Genomic DNA, 15,740 nt, shown 5'->3' on the forward strand with positions numbered 1-15,740 from the left:
ATACTGCACAATGAAATAGTGGCTCCCTATTTCTATGCATAGTAGATACTAGTGTTACCACATCTTGTAGATTACTTTCCGCTGTTACAGTCTGTTGTAAATCATTTGTATTTGAAGTATTCATCCTGTTTTTATTGGCTGCATTATGGATAATTTTCTTTTCTTCATTTGGAGTTACTTGCCTTGTATAGATTCTAAGTGTAACCCCATCTTTTTCTCCAAGATGACGGAGGATTGCCTGTTCATTTGTACTTGTAGGATATTCTCTTAATGCCCATACACACCGATAGGTGTTCCCACAAATGAAGTGATCGGTGTTAAATTTAATGATGGAAGGGGCAATCATATCTATAAAGCTTTTTATTTTTTCATCTTCTATGATTGGTGATTTCTTTTTTACCATTGTATTTCTTTACCTCTCTTTCTTTTTTGACATTAAAAAAACCTTACACAATGTGCAAGGTTTGGTTAAAATAATATATAAAGTTTGTTTTTAAGATTGCTCCATAATTTCATCGATAAATTGGATTTTTACTAATCATTGCATCAACAGTTTTCCTGCTTTTTTCTAAAATATTTTTGTATATTATCAGGGAGGGTATGTACATATCCATCATGTACTAAATCTGCATTCCCGACCTCGTTAAATATATAATCTATAGTTTGTTCGTCTTGTGAATCCATAATATTAATTACTAGTTGTTCAGAAGTACACCGTTGAAGCCCCATATAACTGCTTTTATATGGGTATTCTAAACTATCATCATCCGCATCTATTATTGCGATATATCTACCATACTTTAAGCAATCATAAATAAAATTTAAAGGTACACAGTATAATATGTCAAATCCATTTTTTGACACTGTCGTTTGCCCTATGCAATAGACATGATTTTCTTCATTCTGTCTCTTCTGAAACTCAGAAGCACTTTTGGCAATTTGAGATTCTCTAATACATTTTGCATATATCATAATATCATCCCTCTCATAACTACTAATTTTGTAAATCAATTCATCTTTTACACAAATTGGAATTTGTAGCTTCACATTGTTGATATAAACTGCGACAAAAACAATGCTTATATTGTACGACTATAAAGAAGATGGGGTATGTCTTTGTTTTTATAATGTCTAATAAACTGCTTCTTTATAGACATGCCAAGTCTTTCAGCCACTTTTCTTGAAGCCGTATTCTCTGGTCGAATTTGCGCCGTAATTTCATTTAGATGCAAAATATTAAAAGCATAATCAACACAAGCGGAAGCGGCTTCAAAGGCATACCCGTTTCCCCAATATGATTTTTGATAAATATAGCCAACTCCGACATAGTTTTCATAATCTGCTTGTTCAGAAATTAACCCGGTGACTCCAATTAACTTATCCGACGCTTTTTCTATTACTGTCCAGTAACTATAACCATCCCTATTATATCTCATAATATTTTCGTCAATCCACTGCACTACTTCCTCATCAGAAAAGGCATGTTCCCAAGCATACATGACATCAATGTCCTGCAAAATTGAGCAGACAGAACTATAATCATCTGTTTGTATTTTCCGCATGTACAAACGTGGTGTTCGCAAAATAACCATGTCAAAATTTCTCCTTCCAAATATATTTGTTCTACCTTTTGCATGAATTGTGAACATTGATAAATTCCTATTTATCTACGTCTTATATAATCTTTCCTAGTTCACATTAATCCAGGATACATTATTATTCCATCTTCATTTCACCATTATCTTGCTCTAGGTTAGGCAGTGGTATATGAAGAAGTCGTAAAAAAATCCTTTTACGATTCTAACTCTCTTTCTATAATAAAGTTAATAAATAAGCTATCATCTTCATGTGCTTTTTCTAGGAGTGAAATATACTCAGTTTGTAAAATTGGAGGAATTAGTGCTGGCAGATATCCATTTTGTATTAGTGCTGTATTCATCAAAAGTCTTGCTACTCTGCCGTTGCCATCTTTAAAAGGATGGATAAATACAAACTTTTTATGGAGAATAGCTGCAAATTCTACTGGATGATAGTTTTTTCTTTCTGTTATTATCCATTTACATAAATCCTCTATTTCACTTTGAATATTTTCCACTTTAGTAACTGAGTAGCTAGACCCTGTAATAAATACAGGAATGTCACGATATCTTCCCGCAAACTTTTCCTCAATATTTTGATAGAATAGTTTATGCAGATAAAGGATGTCTTTCTCTATGATTTCTTTATTCCCTAGCAAAATAAACATATAGTCATATGCTTTTGCATGATCTAGAACTTCGGACATATCTCTTAGGGGTCTGTCCCAACTGTTAATCCATCCTCTATTAGTGCTTGTGTTTCTCTTTCAGTTAAAGAATTATCCTCTAGTGCATTGGATGTCTATGTTAATGCTATACGATAAAAATCTTTTATCTGCCTTAGCATTTCACTCTCAAATAGTCTTAGCTCATTATAACATTTTGGTAATTATTTTCTCAACATGTCGAATATTTACTCAATATCCATATACATATATGGGTTGCCAAAGATAGAGCTATCTTAAATTTAACAATCAAAGTAAATTTCTATTAAAAATTTCTTTACTACATATTCCTCTTGTTGAATTATATTGAAGCTTATTTATTTTGCCACATTGTTCTCTTACTAATTACGGAAAGAGAGAGCATTTCTAAATGCTCTCTCTTTAGTAGATATTAATTTGAACAGGCAAAATGAATGCTTTTCATTTTAAAAAAGGTCTTATTGACTCAATTCGGTGTATTCGCTATATCTAGTGTTAATCTCAAACTGTCCAATTACATTTCTTTCTTCGTCATAAAGTGGTATCATACGATTTGCTTTTTCCAATGATTTACTAAGTAAAGCATCTCTTGGACTGCTAACCTTCGACTCCAAGTCAGATGAACGTACATATCCAAAAGTTCCATCAACGCCCAGTGCTTCAATGAAATCTGGATCTTCGCCTGTAATGGCGACCGTTACTCCTGTTCCATAGGTGTCACCATATTTGTTTGTTTTATAGGTAACAGGTTCGATTGAATTTAATACACCAATAGGTGACTGATAAGTATAATAATCGTTATATCCATTTCCGTTGTATAGCTTCACTCTACCATAGCTGTAATAATTACCCTTTGTTGTCGTGACATCAGAGTCAACATAATATCCAGCTAGTGGACTTGTATTATAAACCCAATCACTAGCAGTAACTAAAGTACCTCTCTCGGTATATAGTCTTGCTTGAGCACCCATATAACCAGCTGGTGCATTTCTTTCACATTTTAAGAGTGTTGATGCTTCCATAGTTTTGGGGTTTCCATATCTGATTGAAGTTAAACAACAATACTCATAGGTATAACCATAAAGAGTTGTGGTCTTGTAATCTGACCAAGTATCTGTATATGCAAAACTTGAAGCTGTAACAATAACTACAATCACCGCCAATAAACTTAAAAACCTTTTACATCGTTTCATAACAAATTACCTCCCTACCTTTTATTATTTTATAATTAATGGCTTCTTTGTTTTCTTGGCTCTCTATTTTTTAAAACAAATTCACCAATAATTTTTTCACCACTTTTATCATAAAGAGGAATTGTTGTGTCAGAAGACTTATTCATTTGATATTCTACTGCTTGTTGAGGCGAACTTGGATGATAATCAAGATCGGAAGCATATACATAACCTAATGTACCATCCGTACCGTAAGCTTGAATTAAATCTGGCTCTAAATCTCTTTGCAAACCATATTCATCACTTCCATAGGTAAGTCCATTTTCATTAGTATCATAGATATTTTCTGTAGAAGCCAACGATTCAATCTCTTTACCGTTAGTCTCCTGTATCAATGATTCCAATGTCTTTTTTTCTCCAAGATTTGTTTTACTAATACCTCCTACATTAGCAAAAATCACTTTTGCTCCAAGTGATAATGTAATAGCATATACTACGGTTATTACAAATACTGTCCCTACATTTCTTTTTGTTATAGATTTATTTTTCATAATCAACCCAAACCTCCTTAACAGAATCAGCTTGTTTTTCGAAAGCAAACTTAAGATAGTATAAAAATAGATGCAGAACTTACGAATTTCAGAAGTACTTCTCTATAGTACTATCTTTCATCTAACATCATATTTTCAGTTAATGTTTCATCACATACAATCTCGAAGATTCTTCAATGTTTTTTGTTAATAAATAATATGATTAAACCAGTGTATTAAACTTGGAATGGAGGCTAATATCTTACAACAATGATCTTTTCTTTTAAAATGAATTCATTCGTGTCAAAAAACCAAATCTTTTTGAGATATATATTTATCTGGAAGAATCACTCTAAACTTATAAAAGTCAATAATCATAGGTGAAAGAATGCTCTCATTACTGTAAACTTCAGTGCTTTTTCTAATATTCATCTCAGATGCTATTTGATTGAAAAGACTTTCTGCATCATTACTTAATTTTAGATTGAATAGTTAGAATATTCCTCGTCTCAATATCATAATCTTCATATTTTTCCGTTGTTACATTCTACTCATAGAGAGACTCCTTTACAGTCGAAGACATCTTGTCCTAGAGAATCTGAGGATAGTCATGCCCACCAAGAGCAGTGTCCATAATTTCTTCCGGTACGTTGTGGGTTGCATTTTCAGTGGCGAAAGCAGTTACTGAAAAAGAAAGCAACATCGCACATGAGAGCAGGATAGTTAATAGTTTTTTCATCATAATTTCTCCCTCTTATTTTGGTTAATAAATTATTTATTCTTATTATAACAATTTTATATTTTTGTGCCATGATTTGTCATGAACTATATATTTTAATGTCATGAACTAAGAGTTTTATCGGGCATAGAATATATGCACCTATGACAGTATTGAAAGGAATATATGAAATTGAAGTACTTTGTCTTAAATTCGAAGGAAAACTTTAATGATAATAAGCAGTATCCAAAAAGAGGTTATATATTTGACCTTTATAGGCTTATTAAATAATTTACTATGGATATCAGTTTTTTTAATTATCCAATTATAGATACTATAAAAAACAATAAAAATTATAAAAAAAGTAGCAAATTTCACGTTTTCCTCCTAATATATATTTTTATAATGATGTGCAATTCTACTTTTATTCCCTAAATATCTTATTATTCCATCTTCATTCCATTATTATCTTGCTCTAACTTAGGCAATGGAATATGAAGAAGTCGTAAAAAATCCTTTTGTGATTCCAATTCTCTTTCAGCTATAAAGTTAATAAATGAGCTATCATCTTCATGTGCTTTTTCTAGGAGTGAAATATACTCACTTCGTAAAATTGGAGGAATTAGTGCTGGTAGATATCCATCTTGTATTAATGCTGTATTCATTAATAGTCTAGCGACCCTGCCGTTGCCATCTTTAAAAGGATGAATAAATACAAACTTTTTATGAAGAATAGCTGCAAATTCCACTGGATGATACTTACTTCTCTCTGTCTTTATCCATTTACATAAATCCTCTATTTCACTTTGAATATTTTCTACTTTGGTAACCGGATAGTTAGATCCTGTGATAAATACAGGAATGTCACGATATCTTCCTGCAAATTTCTCATCTATATTATGATAAAACAGTTTATGCAGATAAAGGATGTCTTTCTCTATGATTTCTTTATTCCCAAGCAAAGTAAACATATAGTCATATGCTTTTGCATGATCTACGGCTTCAAACATATCTCTTAGAGGTCTTCCCCCAACCGTTAATCCATCTTCTATTAAAACTTTTGTTTCACTTTCAGTCAAAGAATTCCCCTCTAGTGCATTTGATGTCCATGTTAATCCAACACGATAAAAGTCTTTTATCTGCTTTAGCATTTCACCTTCAAATGGTCTTAACTCATTAATGGTATTTTGATATAAATCCAATTTTTCAATGCCTTCCATCATTTCACTCCCTTTTTAGATATTTTTATATAGATATAGTATAGTTTTCATGATCCTTTAATTATACCAATTGTACCATATACCATTTATCAAATAAACTCATATTTTCTATCTCTACTTTATTTAATCATTGAAAATTACCCACCTTTCCCCATCATAATCTTCATATTTTTCCGTTGTTACATTCTGCTCATAATATACTCCAAGAAGTCTTTTAATATCCTGGTTATCTGCTCTTCTAGCTGCAAATCCCTGATCCTTTAAACTCTTTTCTATCCTTGCAAGATAAGGAAACACATTTGATTCCTTTTCATCTTTAAGACGAATAATAATTAGAAACTCTCGGGCAGTTGCCATCTGTACTTGCATTCTATCAAGATTTATACTATCCTGTTGTAACAGTTTTCTTATAACAGGATTTTGTTCTATCTCCATTCTTCTTTTTAAATATTGCTTATTATCATCAAAGTTTTCCTTTGAATTAAGACACAGCATTTCGATTTCAGCTATTCCTTTTAGTACTGTCATAAGTGCATATATCCTAGCACTTACATTTTCATCAGATAACACTGAAATATTGGTTGGATGAATAATAAAATATACTAATTCACCATATTGAGTTTTTATGCTATAATCTGTGATTTCATCAATGCCAATTAACTCTCTTGTAGACTGCTTTTGCTTTTCTTTTTGTTTCTGTTTTCTTTCCAATCCTATAACCTCCATTCAAAAATCTGCTGCTTAAAAATAAAAAAGGCACAGGCATATCGAATAAAATTCAGTATACTTGTGTCCTCAAATTGTATAGTTAAAAATCCATAGACTGCTGTTATTACAATTGGTGGCATAAATCTTAGCTGTACTAAAGCAAATATAGAAATAAGAAGTCCTATTCCAATAACTCCAATATCTTTAAGTTCCCATAGCCACAATGTTGCTTTAGCCTTTAAATTATCAGGATACATATACATTATTTAATCAACTCCTTCTTCCTTTTGTTTTCTTAAAAAATAAGCAATCCCTTGCATAATAAAATCTACACAAGGGATTGCTACACTGTTACCTAATGCCTTATATCTTGCACTATCTGATGCCTTTTCAATGTTAGTCCATCCATCTGGAAATCCTTGAAGCCTTTCACATTCCAATGGAGTTAGCCTGCGTACAATATTCTTTGTAGTTACTAGATTTTCACTACCGCCTCCAATATCTCCGCCTTCTGCCCGAAGTGTTGCACAGCCTTCTTTGTAATTTGCAAATTCTGATTGTCCGAATATAGTCTTTTCATAATCTATAATACATTTATCTTGATCTACATATTGATTCCCACTTCCTTTTTCATCTCCTACACACAATGCACCTATTGTTTTCTGATATGTTTTAGGTGGAAAACAAATAGCATGAATATCACCTGTAGTAAGGGTATAGCTAATATTTTCTTGAAATCCACACCCATTTCCACCATTATGATCTTGCCTATCTATAATATTTCCTGCAATACAATAGCTTTCTGGGACAATAGGTTTTGATAATAAAGGTACATTATTTCCACCTGTCCCGTAGGTTGCTGCTATTGTTGGTGCTACTTTTAGAGGACCATTATATCTGCAATCTCTTCCATGATTATCAAATAAAGAAGGTTGATTTTCTATTACTATAGGCAAATTTCCACCCATACTAGCTCGTAAAGTAGAAGTGATATTTTCTGTTATATCCATTCGATTACCACCCTGATCATTTAGACATAACATAGATTCTGTAATAAATGTTTGCATCTGCATATTTTGGGTTGCCATTAAAGCACCTGATATTCCGTCTAGGTCAATTCCTTCATTACGTTGATTAATATGATATGCTTTGTATTCATTGGACATATCCTGATTAAGTTCTTGCTCTGTTATCTCAAGTCCAGCTTGAATTTCCAAAGCAATTTTTAATTGCCCTGGCAGTTCCTTACCCCTTAACTTTGCCCTTCTAAGTATTCCCAAACAAGCTTTCTTGCTCAAATAATATTTTGGGAGCGGTGTGTCCTCCAAAATCTGCCACAAGAAAGATTCTTTTACGCCTTTGGGCGACACCCCAGTATTGAGCATCGAGAACTCTCCAAGCAATGGTGAATTCATATCCCAATATGCACCCAGCAGGTTTCCATATCCCTCCCGCAGGTCTAGGTATAGATACATTGCTGTCTGCAATTCTTGCGGTTTCTTCGAGGACCGCCTTGAAGTCCTCCCCTTCTGCACTGGAAAATGCTCCGGGGACATTTTCCCAAACGAAGTATCGAGGTCGTATAAGGTGATTTGCTTTTCCTTCTCTTCCATCTTTATACCTCATTTCTTTTGTGATTCTAATTTGTTCCATAAATAATCCTGAACGCTCACCTGCAAGGCCTGCTCTTTTACCAGCTACAGATAAATCTTGGCAAGGTGAGCCACCAGTTATAATATCAACAGGGGGTAATTCATCCCCTTTTAATTTTGTTATATCACCAACATGGACCATATCTGGAAACCTTATTTTCGTCACTTCAATGGGAAAGGATTCTATCTCACTTGCCCATATGGGAGTAATTCCATTATTAACAGCAGCAAGGGGAAATCCTCCTATTCCATCAAAAAGACTCCCTAAGGTAATCATTTTTACATTCCTAACCTTAAGAGAGTCTGTTCTTTTGTTTCCATATGAAGATGTGTAATTCTTTTTATAGGAATGCCTCTTTCTCTTGCAAATTCAATTTCTTCGAACATCCCACTTGAAATATTATCACCGAATGCCCAAAGCTCATCGCATTTAGTCAAAACTTCCTTTCCTAAACTGATTCCTAATTCTCTTTCTTCTGGATTATTATCATCTAAAACCTGAGGATAGAGAAGATGAGGACAAAAAAAGGCATTACCTTCATTTAACACATATCGGCAAGCCTGTTTCGCATACTCTATATTCTTTTCTATATCTCCTTTATATGGAGATGCTACAAATATTAGTTTCATAAAATCCTCCATTTCTATTATTATTTTGGTACTGCCTGTACGATAGTTTTTGTAGTGTTAACTGCTGCTTGTGCTGTATAAACTGCACTCATTATATTAGCCTTTGTAGATGTATCAAGTCCAAATGCCCCAGCAATCCTCGGTACTTCTCCTGCTGATAGCATTAAGCCCAGCCCTAATAATGCATGATCTTTTACTACCATTAGTCCAGCTGTAAGTATTGTTGCCTGTAAAAAGGTCGTAAGACAAAGACCAATTATTTGCTTACACCATTGAATAAAGCCATCAATGTAGCCACGAGGAACAGAAAACATATAAAGGCTTCCAACTGCTATCTGTATCAGTAAAATTCCACCTCTTTTAAGATTAGCAAAAAATACTTTAATCACTGCATAACCCATTAAAATAATAATAAACAGAGCCATAAATGGACTTGTTATTATAGAAAGTCCACCAAATATTCCTGAACTACCGACACTAGTAACATCTCCTGCATTATTTAATGTTGTAATAATATTTGAAGCTAGTTCACTAATTCCAGTACCATATCCTGTAATTCCTGCAGTTAAACTTGCTTGTAAGTTAACAGATAATTTATATAGTTCTATTGGTACAATTGTAAATAGACTTACTGCCATAAATCCTTTAATTGCATTTAAGCCTGCATCTTTAATACTCCCCCTTCCATTTTGATATTCAATACCTGTTTCAAAGCATGATACCACAAGACCTGTTCCATATAATGACCAGGCAAGATAAGAGAAAAACAAAACAATTGACTGTACCCAACTCATCTCAAAGAGTTCTACTCCCATGTTTCCCATCTGAGCAAAGAAATCTGCAAGAAAACCTATAAGTTGTCCATAAATCCAATCAATTATTTGATCCATAACATCGCCTAAGATAAAATCCCATATAAATATTTTTATCGCCTCCTTTTGCTGAAATAAAAAAAGCACATCCTTTTTATATGATGTGCCAATTTAAATTAAAATTTGTCGTTAAAGCAAATTATATGTGGCAATAGGTATTAAATTCGCTTTATTCTCTTCCTTTAACAAAAATCTCTGAAATGAAATATGATTATATAACAAAGCTAATTCTAAGAAATAGAGAAAAATTCCTAAATCAATTGAATTGTAAAATGGTACTTTATCCTTAGGCATAATAGATTTAATATTTGTTGTCCTATATATTTTTAATTTATTATTTTCACAAATAACTCTCCAAGGTTGAGTATTACATGTACTTGGAGCATATTTTGTAACTTCTGCTATTGTTTCTAATCCATTAACCCCTGACCAAGTTTCCCCTATTTCTTTTCTCTTGCATTTTCTATAATCTTTTCTAAACTCACTAGGTTCAGCTTTCCCAAGTGCCAACATAATCACAAATTTCAAATTTTTATATTCTGCTTCTTCTGTTTTACCCATTCCATACCAGCATACACCAATATCCTTAGAAGCCAAATATAAGTCTAATTGTTCAAACATATATCCAACATTTAGTAAGTAATTTTCTTTTTCCTCACTATAAATTAATAAACAATATTCTCCTCGTTTACAGGTGGTTTCATCTCTCCTTACAACCTTATATTTAACCTCTATATTTTCTACAAGGGGTATTAGCTCTTTAATTTTTTCATTAATATGATGCAATTCTTCATTTGTAAGTTTAAGGCTATCATTAAATTTTCTAAATGATTTTCTTTTAAAAATCATGTTATATTCTTTATCTATCACCATCTGTTATCCTCCTATTTATTAAGTACACCAGTGTCTGCAATCATAATATAATGCTTTAAAATTAATAACAACATATTTTTTAAAATTCTTAAATCCCAATTTGCTGAGCAGGCCGATTTTTACAGAGGAAGTCAGTCTGCTCTTTTTCATTGTACACCAAGTATCTTCCAGTCAATCCTTGCAAAAGGACGGTCACATCTCAGTTGACCTTAAGTAAGTAAAGAGTTAAAATAAAGATGCAGAGATAGAAACACAGTTCCGGTTGGTAGTCCGGACGCAGTGAAAGCTGTCAGTAACCTACCTCCTTGGTTGTCCGTTCTTTGCAAGTACACTAAAGGAGGATTTCATTATGAGTAAGACTGTTTCCAAGCTGACTGTATTTTTTGATGAGCCTTTTTGGATAGGTGTCTATGAACGTGAATTTGATTGCAAGTATGAAGTTTGCAAAATCACCTTTGGAGCTGAACCAAAGGATTATGAAGTTTACGACTTCATTCTCAAAAACTACAGCAAGCTACGGTTTAGTCCATCTCTCGAAGCATCAATGCTTGTCAAAAAGCGTATTAACCCCAAGCGGATTCAACGGGAAATCAACAAGCAATTGCAAAATACTGGGATTGGCACAAAGGCACAGCAAGCATTAAAGCTTCAGCAAGAACAAGGAAAATTGGAACGAAAGTCTCGTTCTCGTGAACAACGTGAAGCGGAGAAAGAACGCCAATTTCAATTACGACAGGAAAAACGCAGGAAGAAACGCAAGGGGCATTAATCCCCCTGTGTTTCCTCTACTATAATCCTAGTATTGTCCAAATATATTTTGGTGCTGTTAGGGTGAATACCAAGCATGCAAACAGTATTGCAGGGGCTGCCCATTCAAATTGACCGTGCTTGCGATAATCAAAATATGCCATGCCTAATTTAGCAAAGAAAAATACCGCTAAAATAAGATCTATTGCAGGAAACACAACTTTATTTACTACAGTCTTAATTTGCCCGGATGCATCTTTCCAAGTGCCCTCGATTGCACCTGCTACATCTCCCGAACCTGCAGCAAAAGCTGTAGTACTAAACATTAAAGTAAACATTAATACTATGCATATAGCTAATGTACTTCTCTTATATCTCTTCATAAAATCCACCTTTCTTTTTCTGTATTTAAGGTTTTAAAGGCGCAATATGCCAGTCTTGCCATAGATTTCCCCTTATTGTAAGTGAGTCTGTAAGATTCATAGAAAGCATCCCATCAGGGGTCCATGCATCTACGAGCCATGTGTTTACAATATATTCACCGTCTGGCATCCATATTGGAGTAAAATGTGTACGATTCTTATAAGTGGAGTAATTGTTTTTCTTAAGTTCAAACCTAGCATTTGAACCATTGGAAACACGCTCTAATAATCTCCAATAGGTTTCATATTGGAATTCTGGGAAATAAGAAACAGCATTTTGAGGGTAGGTAGTAGCAGAACTTTGATTACTGCTAATACTTGCATTTATTAATTGATTAATCCCATATCCACTTTTAAAGGTTTTCCCATTTGCAGTAGGATTTTTACTATCCGTTGTAATTCTCATATCAGCAGAAAGTCTTGCACTATATTGGTCAAGGTCAAACTCCCACCATCCATGGTCACACCAATATCCTGAATCTTCCCCAGTTCTATGCCATACCCAATACTCTTGCCACCATGGACTCCATATGCTCCAATTAGCTGTTGTTTTCTGCTCCCTATTTGGAACAGAAGCATAAGAAAATGAATCATTTCTATCGTCTGCAACAGGATTTGGCGGTGGATTCTTGTCTAAATCAACAATCCTTACATTGATAATCGATTTAGTTATGCTGCCAGAACCACGAACACTTACATTAATAATCATATCCTGCTCAGTATCTGGTGTTGTCCATTTTACCCAAGCAAGTTGTGAGTCACCTCTAGGATAGTAGACATTTCCTACATTGTAGGTTCTTTCCCCTATTTCAAAGCTAACACTGGTTGGATTATCAGGATCAGATTGCCCACCACTTACCATTACCGATGTTATAACTTCTGTATTTACTCTATATTCATAATCATAGGTGCTAATAATTGGTTCTTCTGGTTTCTCTGTAAAACGAACAATCCCAAGACCTAAAGAAGACTTGATATCTGCATTGGATGCTGGAGTTGACGTACTGCCTTTCCATGCATGATATCCTAAATCTCCTACTTCCAAAAACATTGAGAGAGGTAAATTTTTATGGGATAAGGACACCATTTTACTTCTTAATAATCCATTTACCTGCTCATCATACATAGCCGCCTCTGTTGCTGTTGTAGCAACCATAACCCCTTGAAATGTATAATATGCCATAGGTTCTAAGAGTAGTTTATAATCTCCACTGATTAGTATGTCATAATTCATTCCTGTGATATCAGCAATTCTTTTTATTATATATTCAGAACAAAAATACTTTTTTATTGCATCTATATTGTTTTTTCCATCTGTACTTACTATTCTTGGCATTGCTTGGGCAGGGTTAATAAAAGAATAACTTTCTCCACTAGGATAAAGAGATTTTCCCTCATTGTAACTCAATTTGCTTACCTTTCCAAAATGCAGTCGAACATTGGTCGGTGACTTGTTTGTAAAATCGATTGGAGTAGTCACTGTAGAATGATCATTTGCACGAACTACAGTTATACGCACCCCATCATAACCAGATGACCATTTATTGTCACTTGTACCACTTCCCATTCCTCCACCACCAGAATCTATGTTTCCATCACCAACTGCAAGTACAGAAATAGGTATTATAAAGTTAAACACCATTAAAAATACCATTAATAATGTCAATATTTTTTTCATGGAATCTCCTTTCTGCAAATAAAAAAACACTGCATTTCTACAGTGTTTATCTTGCTATCTATATTTAATTCATATCACCTATTTGTTTATTGATATCACCATCTCCATCTACTTTTACTCCTTCTCCCTCTCCAATATCATCAATCCACCCAAATCCAGGCACATAAATCTTACCATCTTTTTTATCTCCACTCTTTGGTTCATCATTCTTTTTTGGTGGCTCTTCGGGTTTCTCCACCTTGTCATGATCTACATTTACTGGTGGCTCTGTTACTCTTTCACCATTAGGTTTCTGAGTTGGATTTGTAAGCTGTTCTTTTGTAGGTTCTTTAGGCTTTTCAACATTCTTTTGAATAGTCTGCTCTGTTCCCTTATTTACACCGTTCTTATTTGTAGACTGTGTATCTGGAGTTTTAATTGGTGGTACTATAATTTCAGCTTCCTTTTCCTTTGCTTCTTTATTATCTGTTTTATCTTCATCATTCGTTACTTCTTCTTTCTCTGCCTTTTCTGTATCCTTTGGTTTTTCTATTGTTACATCATCAACTTCTATATTTTGATTTGGCAGTGTATCCTCTATTGGTTCTTTTCTAAACTGTGAGCTTATCATAAGTATAAGCATTGCACAAATCACCAAACCTCCAGTAACTACAAGCCACTTTTTAGTTTTTTCACTTATATTCTTCATAGATTTCTGCCTCCTTTTTTCCGTTTCTTATAATTCACACCCTACCACAAGAGTCTTCAAATGTCTATTCATATTTTCTAAACTCTTAAAACTTAGGAGTATAGCCTCCGCTTGTCTTTATTTTTATCCTCATACTTGGAAGAAGTCTCCCCCCAAAGGATACTGGTACTTCAAGCATAATGGTGCAATCAACCTTAAATCTTGAACTGGCAATATCTCCTGATGCAATAGGTGCATTTCTTATATCTACATCTAAATTCCATATTCTAAACTCCATTTTTCCATCTGATATAGTCTTTACATGGTATCCACCACTTTGTTTTAATCCTAATATTGTATCCAGTCTATTATAAATATCTCCATAATCAAGAGATTCTTCAAAATCATCTGCTACTGGCTGATATCCTCCTGAATATCCTTCACGAACTCCATGATAGACATCATCATAGTTATCATTTACTGTGGAAATTACTGCATTTTGCACTGCATCACGAACACCCTGTGCTATAATCATCAGTCTAAAATATTCAGATATTCCTGTAATAATTATTACAATACACAAAGCTACAGCTACAATCAAAGGAAAGGAACTGCCTTTTTTATCTTTTAGTATTTGTTTGAGTTTCTGCATCGTTTCACCTACTTCCAATATACTTCAGATTTCCCAGCAGCATCAGCTCTTAAAGTTATAGGGAAGGAACCAAATCCTCCAAACAAACCTATATTAGTTTCATAGGTTAAAGTAACAGTTATCTCTTCATTTAATTGTATCTTTCCTGTTCTTGACCACTTAACCGTTGGTGTAATTCCCATTTTATCTCTTAATAAAATTTCCCTATTTGTAGTTTCTGCCCCTACCCTTCCTGCAATCTCTGCTTCTCTAACAAGTTCTGTGGCAAAGGTGTCAATTTGTTGCTTTGCTATATAAACTGGAAATACTTTTACAGCCAGAGCAATAACAAGCATTACAGAAAGTACAAGTACAGCTACATCAATATATCCTTCTCCCTTATTAGACTTTAGTACCTTAAGCATATGAACACCTCCTAAAACAATCCGCTGAAAGAGCGGATAATTTCATAGATGATAATAGATATATATACACCCATAAAACACATAAGCATAATAAAGGAGAACACTCTTATCTTTGGTGGTATTTTCATAGCTTCAGCCTTTAACCTTTGAAGTTCTAATTGTTTCATATCATGGGATAGCATTTGAAAATACATCGATCCATCATCTCCACGAAGAACACCGATTAGCCCTCTAGTAATATCTGATAACATAGGTGAATTTATCCTTGCCTGAAACCTTGTAAGGGCTGCTTCGTAAGAAGAGGATCTCATATCTGCAGTTAATATATCTAATTCATTTGCAAAATCTATTCCTGCATTTTTCTTAAAGTTCTCTAGCATTGATAGCACATCTCTGCTGGCCTTTAATTCTTGGGTAATGGTTGCTACAAATCTTGGCAATTCTTTTTCTATCTTATTTCGTTTTTCATTCAGCTCTTCATCTGCCCTTCTTATCTCTTTAAAATAAACCAAAA

At 33.8% G+C, this 15,740-nt stretch carries 22 protein-coding genes; 1 reads left to right on the forward strand and 21 read right to left on the reverse strand.

The annotated features are described in order from the left end of the window. The 15 genes from FYJ83_RS18215 to FYJ83_RS18290 all read right to left on the reverse strand — a co-directional run. Positions 1-403, reverse strand: a 403-nt coding sequence (locus tag FYJ83_RS18215; RefSeq protein WP_229768650.1) for a hypothetical protein, incomplete at its 3' end; no start/stop codon positions are given. 143 nt (positions 404-546) lie between these two features. Beyond that, a complete protein-coding gene (locus tag FYJ83_RS18220) occupies positions 547-1,047 on the reverse strand; it encodes a hypothetical protein (RefSeq protein ID WP_229768651.1) in 501 nt (166 codons plus the stop codon). A 32-nt stretch (positions 1,048-1,079) separates the two neighbouring features. After that, entirely contained in the window at positions 1,080-1,592 is a 513-nt protein-coding gene (locus tag FYJ83_RS18225; RefSeq protein WP_154442943.1) for a GNAT family N-acetyltransferase, read from the reverse strand. Positions 1,593-1,792: 200 nt separating this feature from the next. Further along, positions 1,793-2,284 carry a Fic family protein gene (locus tag FYJ83_RS18230; RefSeq protein ID WP_229768652.1) on the reverse strand — a complete coding sequence of 164 codons (492 nt, stop codon included), beginning with the start codon at positions 2,282-2,284 and terminating at the stop codon, positions 1,793-1,795. A gap of 455 nt (positions 2,285-2,739) precedes the next feature. Beyond that, a complete protein-coding gene (locus tag FYJ83_RS18235; protein ID WP_154442925.1) occupies positions 2,740-3,474 on the reverse strand; it encodes a hypothetical protein in 735 nt (244 codons plus the stop codon). Between the two features lie 35 nt (positions 3,475-3,509). After that, a complete protein-coding gene (locus FYJ83_RS18240) occupies positions 3,510-4,004 on the reverse strand; it encodes a hypothetical protein (RefSeq protein ID WP_154442926.1) in 495 nt (164 codons plus the stop codon). Positions 4,005-4,572: 568 nt separating this feature from the next. Continuing rightward, positions 4,573-4,725 carry a hypothetical protein gene (locus tag FYJ83_RS18245; protein ID WP_154442927.1) on the reverse strand — a complete coding sequence of 51 codons (153 nt, stop codon included), beginning with the start codon at positions 4,723-4,725 and terminating at the stop codon, positions 4,573-4,575. A 419-nt stretch (positions 4,726-5,144) separates the two neighbouring features. Then, entirely contained in the window at positions 5,145-5,921 is a 777-nt protein-coding gene (locus FYJ83_RS18255) for a Fic family protein (protein ID WP_154442929.1), read from the reverse strand. A gap of 123 nt (positions 5,922-6,044) precedes the next feature. Next, positions 6,045-6,632, reverse strand: coding sequence for a hypothetical protein (locus tag FYJ83_RS18260; protein WP_229768653.1), 588 nt, complete (start codon positions 6,630-6,632; stop codon positions 6,045-6,047). Positions 6,633-6,634: 2 nt separating this feature from the next. Continuing rightward, on the reverse strand, positions 6,635-6,892 hold the full coding sequence (locus FYJ83_RS18265) for a hypothetical protein (RefSeq protein WP_154442931.1): 258 nt from the start codon (positions 6,890-6,892) through the stop codon (positions 6,635-6,637). 3 nt (positions 6,893-6,895) lie between these two features. Then, a complete protein-coding gene (locus FYJ83_RS18270; RefSeq protein WP_229768654.1) occupies positions 6,896-7,927 on the reverse strand; it encodes a DNA cytosine methyltransferase in 1,032 nt (343 codons plus the stop codon). Beyond that, positions 7,896-8,558: a DNA cytosine methyltransferase gene (locus tag FYJ83_RS18275; RefSeq protein WP_154442933.1), complete on the reverse strand. Its 663-nt coding sequence runs from the start codon at positions 8,556-8,558 to the stop codon at positions 7,896-7,898. Before FYJ83_RS18275 ends, FYJ83_RS18270 begins: the two co-directional genes overlap by 32 nt. Positions 8,559-8,560: 2 nt before the next feature. After that, the gene (locus FYJ83_RS18280) at positions 8,561-8,911 is read right to left on the reverse strand and encodes a DUF7768 domain-containing protein (protein WP_154442934.1); all 351 of its coding nucleotides are present in this window, start codon (positions 8,909-8,911) and stop codon (positions 8,561-8,563) included. Positions 8,912-8,931: 20 nt separating this feature from the next. Then, complete coding sequence (locus FYJ83_RS18285) at positions 8,932-9,870, reverse strand: conjugal transfer protein TrbL family protein (protein ID WP_326828372.1); 939 nt, start codon at positions 9,868-9,870, stop codon at positions 8,932-8,934. Positions 9,871-9,912: 42 nt separating this feature from the next. Next, positions 9,913-10,656, reverse strand: a complete 744-nt coding sequence (locus tag FYJ83_RS18290; RefSeq protein WP_154442936.1) for a nitroreductase family protein — start codon at positions 10,654-10,656, stop codon at positions 9,913-9,915. Positions 10,657-11,005: 349 nt separating this feature from the next. Between FYJ83_RS18290 and FYJ83_RS18295 the strand changes: the two genes are divergently transcribed. After that, entirely contained in the window at positions 11,006-11,425 is a 420-nt protein-coding gene (locus FYJ83_RS18295) for a YjdF family protein (protein WP_154442937.1), read from the forward strand. Between the two features lie 19 nt (positions 11,426-11,444). On the opposite strand, the gene FYJ83_RS18300 is transcribed toward FYJ83_RS18295, so the two are convergent. The 6 genes from FYJ83_RS18300 to FYJ83_RS18325 all read right to left on the reverse strand — a co-directional run. Continuing rightward, positions 11,445-11,786: a DUF3852 domain-containing protein gene (locus FYJ83_RS18300; protein WP_154442938.1), complete on the reverse strand. Its 342-nt coding sequence runs from the start codon at positions 11,784-11,786 to the stop codon at positions 11,445-11,447. 25 nt (positions 11,787-11,811) lie between these two features. Further along, positions 11,812-13,503, reverse strand: coding sequence for a hypothetical protein (locus FYJ83_RS18305; RefSeq protein ID WP_154442939.1), 1,692 nt, complete (start codon positions 13,501-13,503; stop codon positions 11,812-11,814). A gap of 64 nt (positions 13,504-13,567) precedes the next feature. Beyond that, a complete protein-coding gene (locus FYJ83_RS18310; RefSeq protein ID WP_154442940.1) occupies positions 13,568-14,191 on the reverse strand; it encodes a DUF6550 family protein in 624 nt (207 codons plus the stop codon). An 85-nt stretch (positions 14,192-14,276) separates the two neighbouring features. Then, positions 14,277-14,822 (reverse strand): hypothetical protein, encoded by a 546-nt coding sequence (locus tag FYJ83_RS18315; RefSeq protein WP_154442941.1) that lies wholly within the window; start codon positions 14,820-14,822, stop codon positions 14,277-14,279. Positions 14,823-14,830: 8 nt separating this feature from the next. Beyond that, entirely contained in the window at positions 14,831-15,226 is a 396-nt protein-coding gene (locus tag FYJ83_RS18320; protein ID WP_154442942.1) for a DUF4320 family protein, read from the reverse strand. Positions 15,227-15,237: 11 nt separating this feature from the next. Further along, on the reverse strand, positions 15,238-15,740 hold a 503-nt coding region (locus tag FYJ83_RS18325; protein WP_229768655.1), incomplete at its 5' end, for a hypothetical protein.

Origin of the sequence: Tissierella pigra (assembly GCF_009695605.1) — a bacterium.
GTDB classification, from domain to species: Bacteria; Bacillota; Clostridia; order Tissierellales; family Tissierellaceae; genus Tissierella; species Tissierella pigra.

Bases quoted from the DNA above. Each gene is read 5' to 3' on its own strand.
- FYJ83_RS18245 (WP_154442927.1), bottom strand. From the start codon at position 4,725: ATGATGAAAAAACTATTAACTATCCTGCTCTCATGTGCGATGTTGCTT.
- FYJ83_RS18225 (WP_154442943.1), bottom strand. From the start codon at position 1,592: ATGGTTATTTTGCGAACACCACGTTTGTACATGCGGAAAATACAAACA.
- FYJ83_RS18300 (WP_154442938.1), bottom strand. From the start codon at position 11,786: ATGAAGAGATATAAGAGAAGTACATTAGCTATATGCATAGTATTAATG.
- FYJ83_RS18240 (WP_154442926.1), bottom strand. From the start codon at position 4,004: ATGAAAAATAAATCTATAACAAAAAGAAATGTAGGGACAGTATTTGTA.
- FYJ83_RS18310 (WP_154442940.1), bottom strand. From the start codon at position 14,191: ATGAAGAATATAAGTGAAAAAACTAAAAAGTGGCTTGTAGTTACTGGA.
- FYJ83_RS18275 (WP_154442933.1), bottom strand. From the start codon at position 8,558: ATGATTACCTTAGGGAGTCTTTTTGATGGAATAGGAGGATTTCCCCTT.
- FYJ83_RS18280 (WP_154442934.1), bottom strand. From the start codon at position 8,911: ATGAAACTAATATTTGTAGCATCTCCATATAAAGGAGATATAGAAAAG.
- FYJ83_RS18320 (WP_154442942.1), bottom strand. From the start codon at position 15,226: ATGCTTAAGGTACTAAAGTCTAATAAGGGAGAAGGATATATTGATGTA.
- FYJ83_RS18305 (WP_154442939.1), bottom strand. From the start codon at position 13,503: ATGAAAAAAATATTGACATTATTAATGGTATTTTTAATGGTGTTTAAC.
- FYJ83_RS18315 (WP_154442941.1), bottom strand. From the start codon at position 14,822: ATGCAGAAACTCAAACAAATACTAAAAGATAAAAAAGGCAGTTCCTTT.
- FYJ83_RS18235 (WP_154442925.1), bottom strand. From the start codon at position 3,474: ATGAAACGATGTAAAAGGTTTTTAAGTTTATTGGCGGTGATTGTAGTT.
- FYJ83_RS18290 (WP_154442936.1), bottom strand. From the start codon at position 10,656: ATGGTGATAGATAAAGAATATAACATGATTTTTAAAAGAAAATCATTT.
- FYJ83_RS18295 (WP_154442937.1), top strand. From the start codon at position 11,006: ATGAGTAAGACTGTTTCCAAGCTGACTGTATTTTTTGATGAGCCTTTT.
- FYJ83_RS18265 (WP_154442931.1), bottom strand. From the start codon at position 6,892: ATGTATATGTATCCTGATAATTTAAAGGCTAAAGCAACATTGTGGCTA.
- FYJ83_RS18255 (WP_154442929.1), bottom strand. From the start codon at position 5,921: ATGGAAGGCATTGAAAAATTGGATTTATATCAAAATACCATTAATGAG.
- FYJ83_RS18230 (WP_229768652.1), bottom strand. From the start codon at position 2,284: ATGTCCGAAGTTCTAGATCATGCAAAAGCATATGACTATATGTTTATT.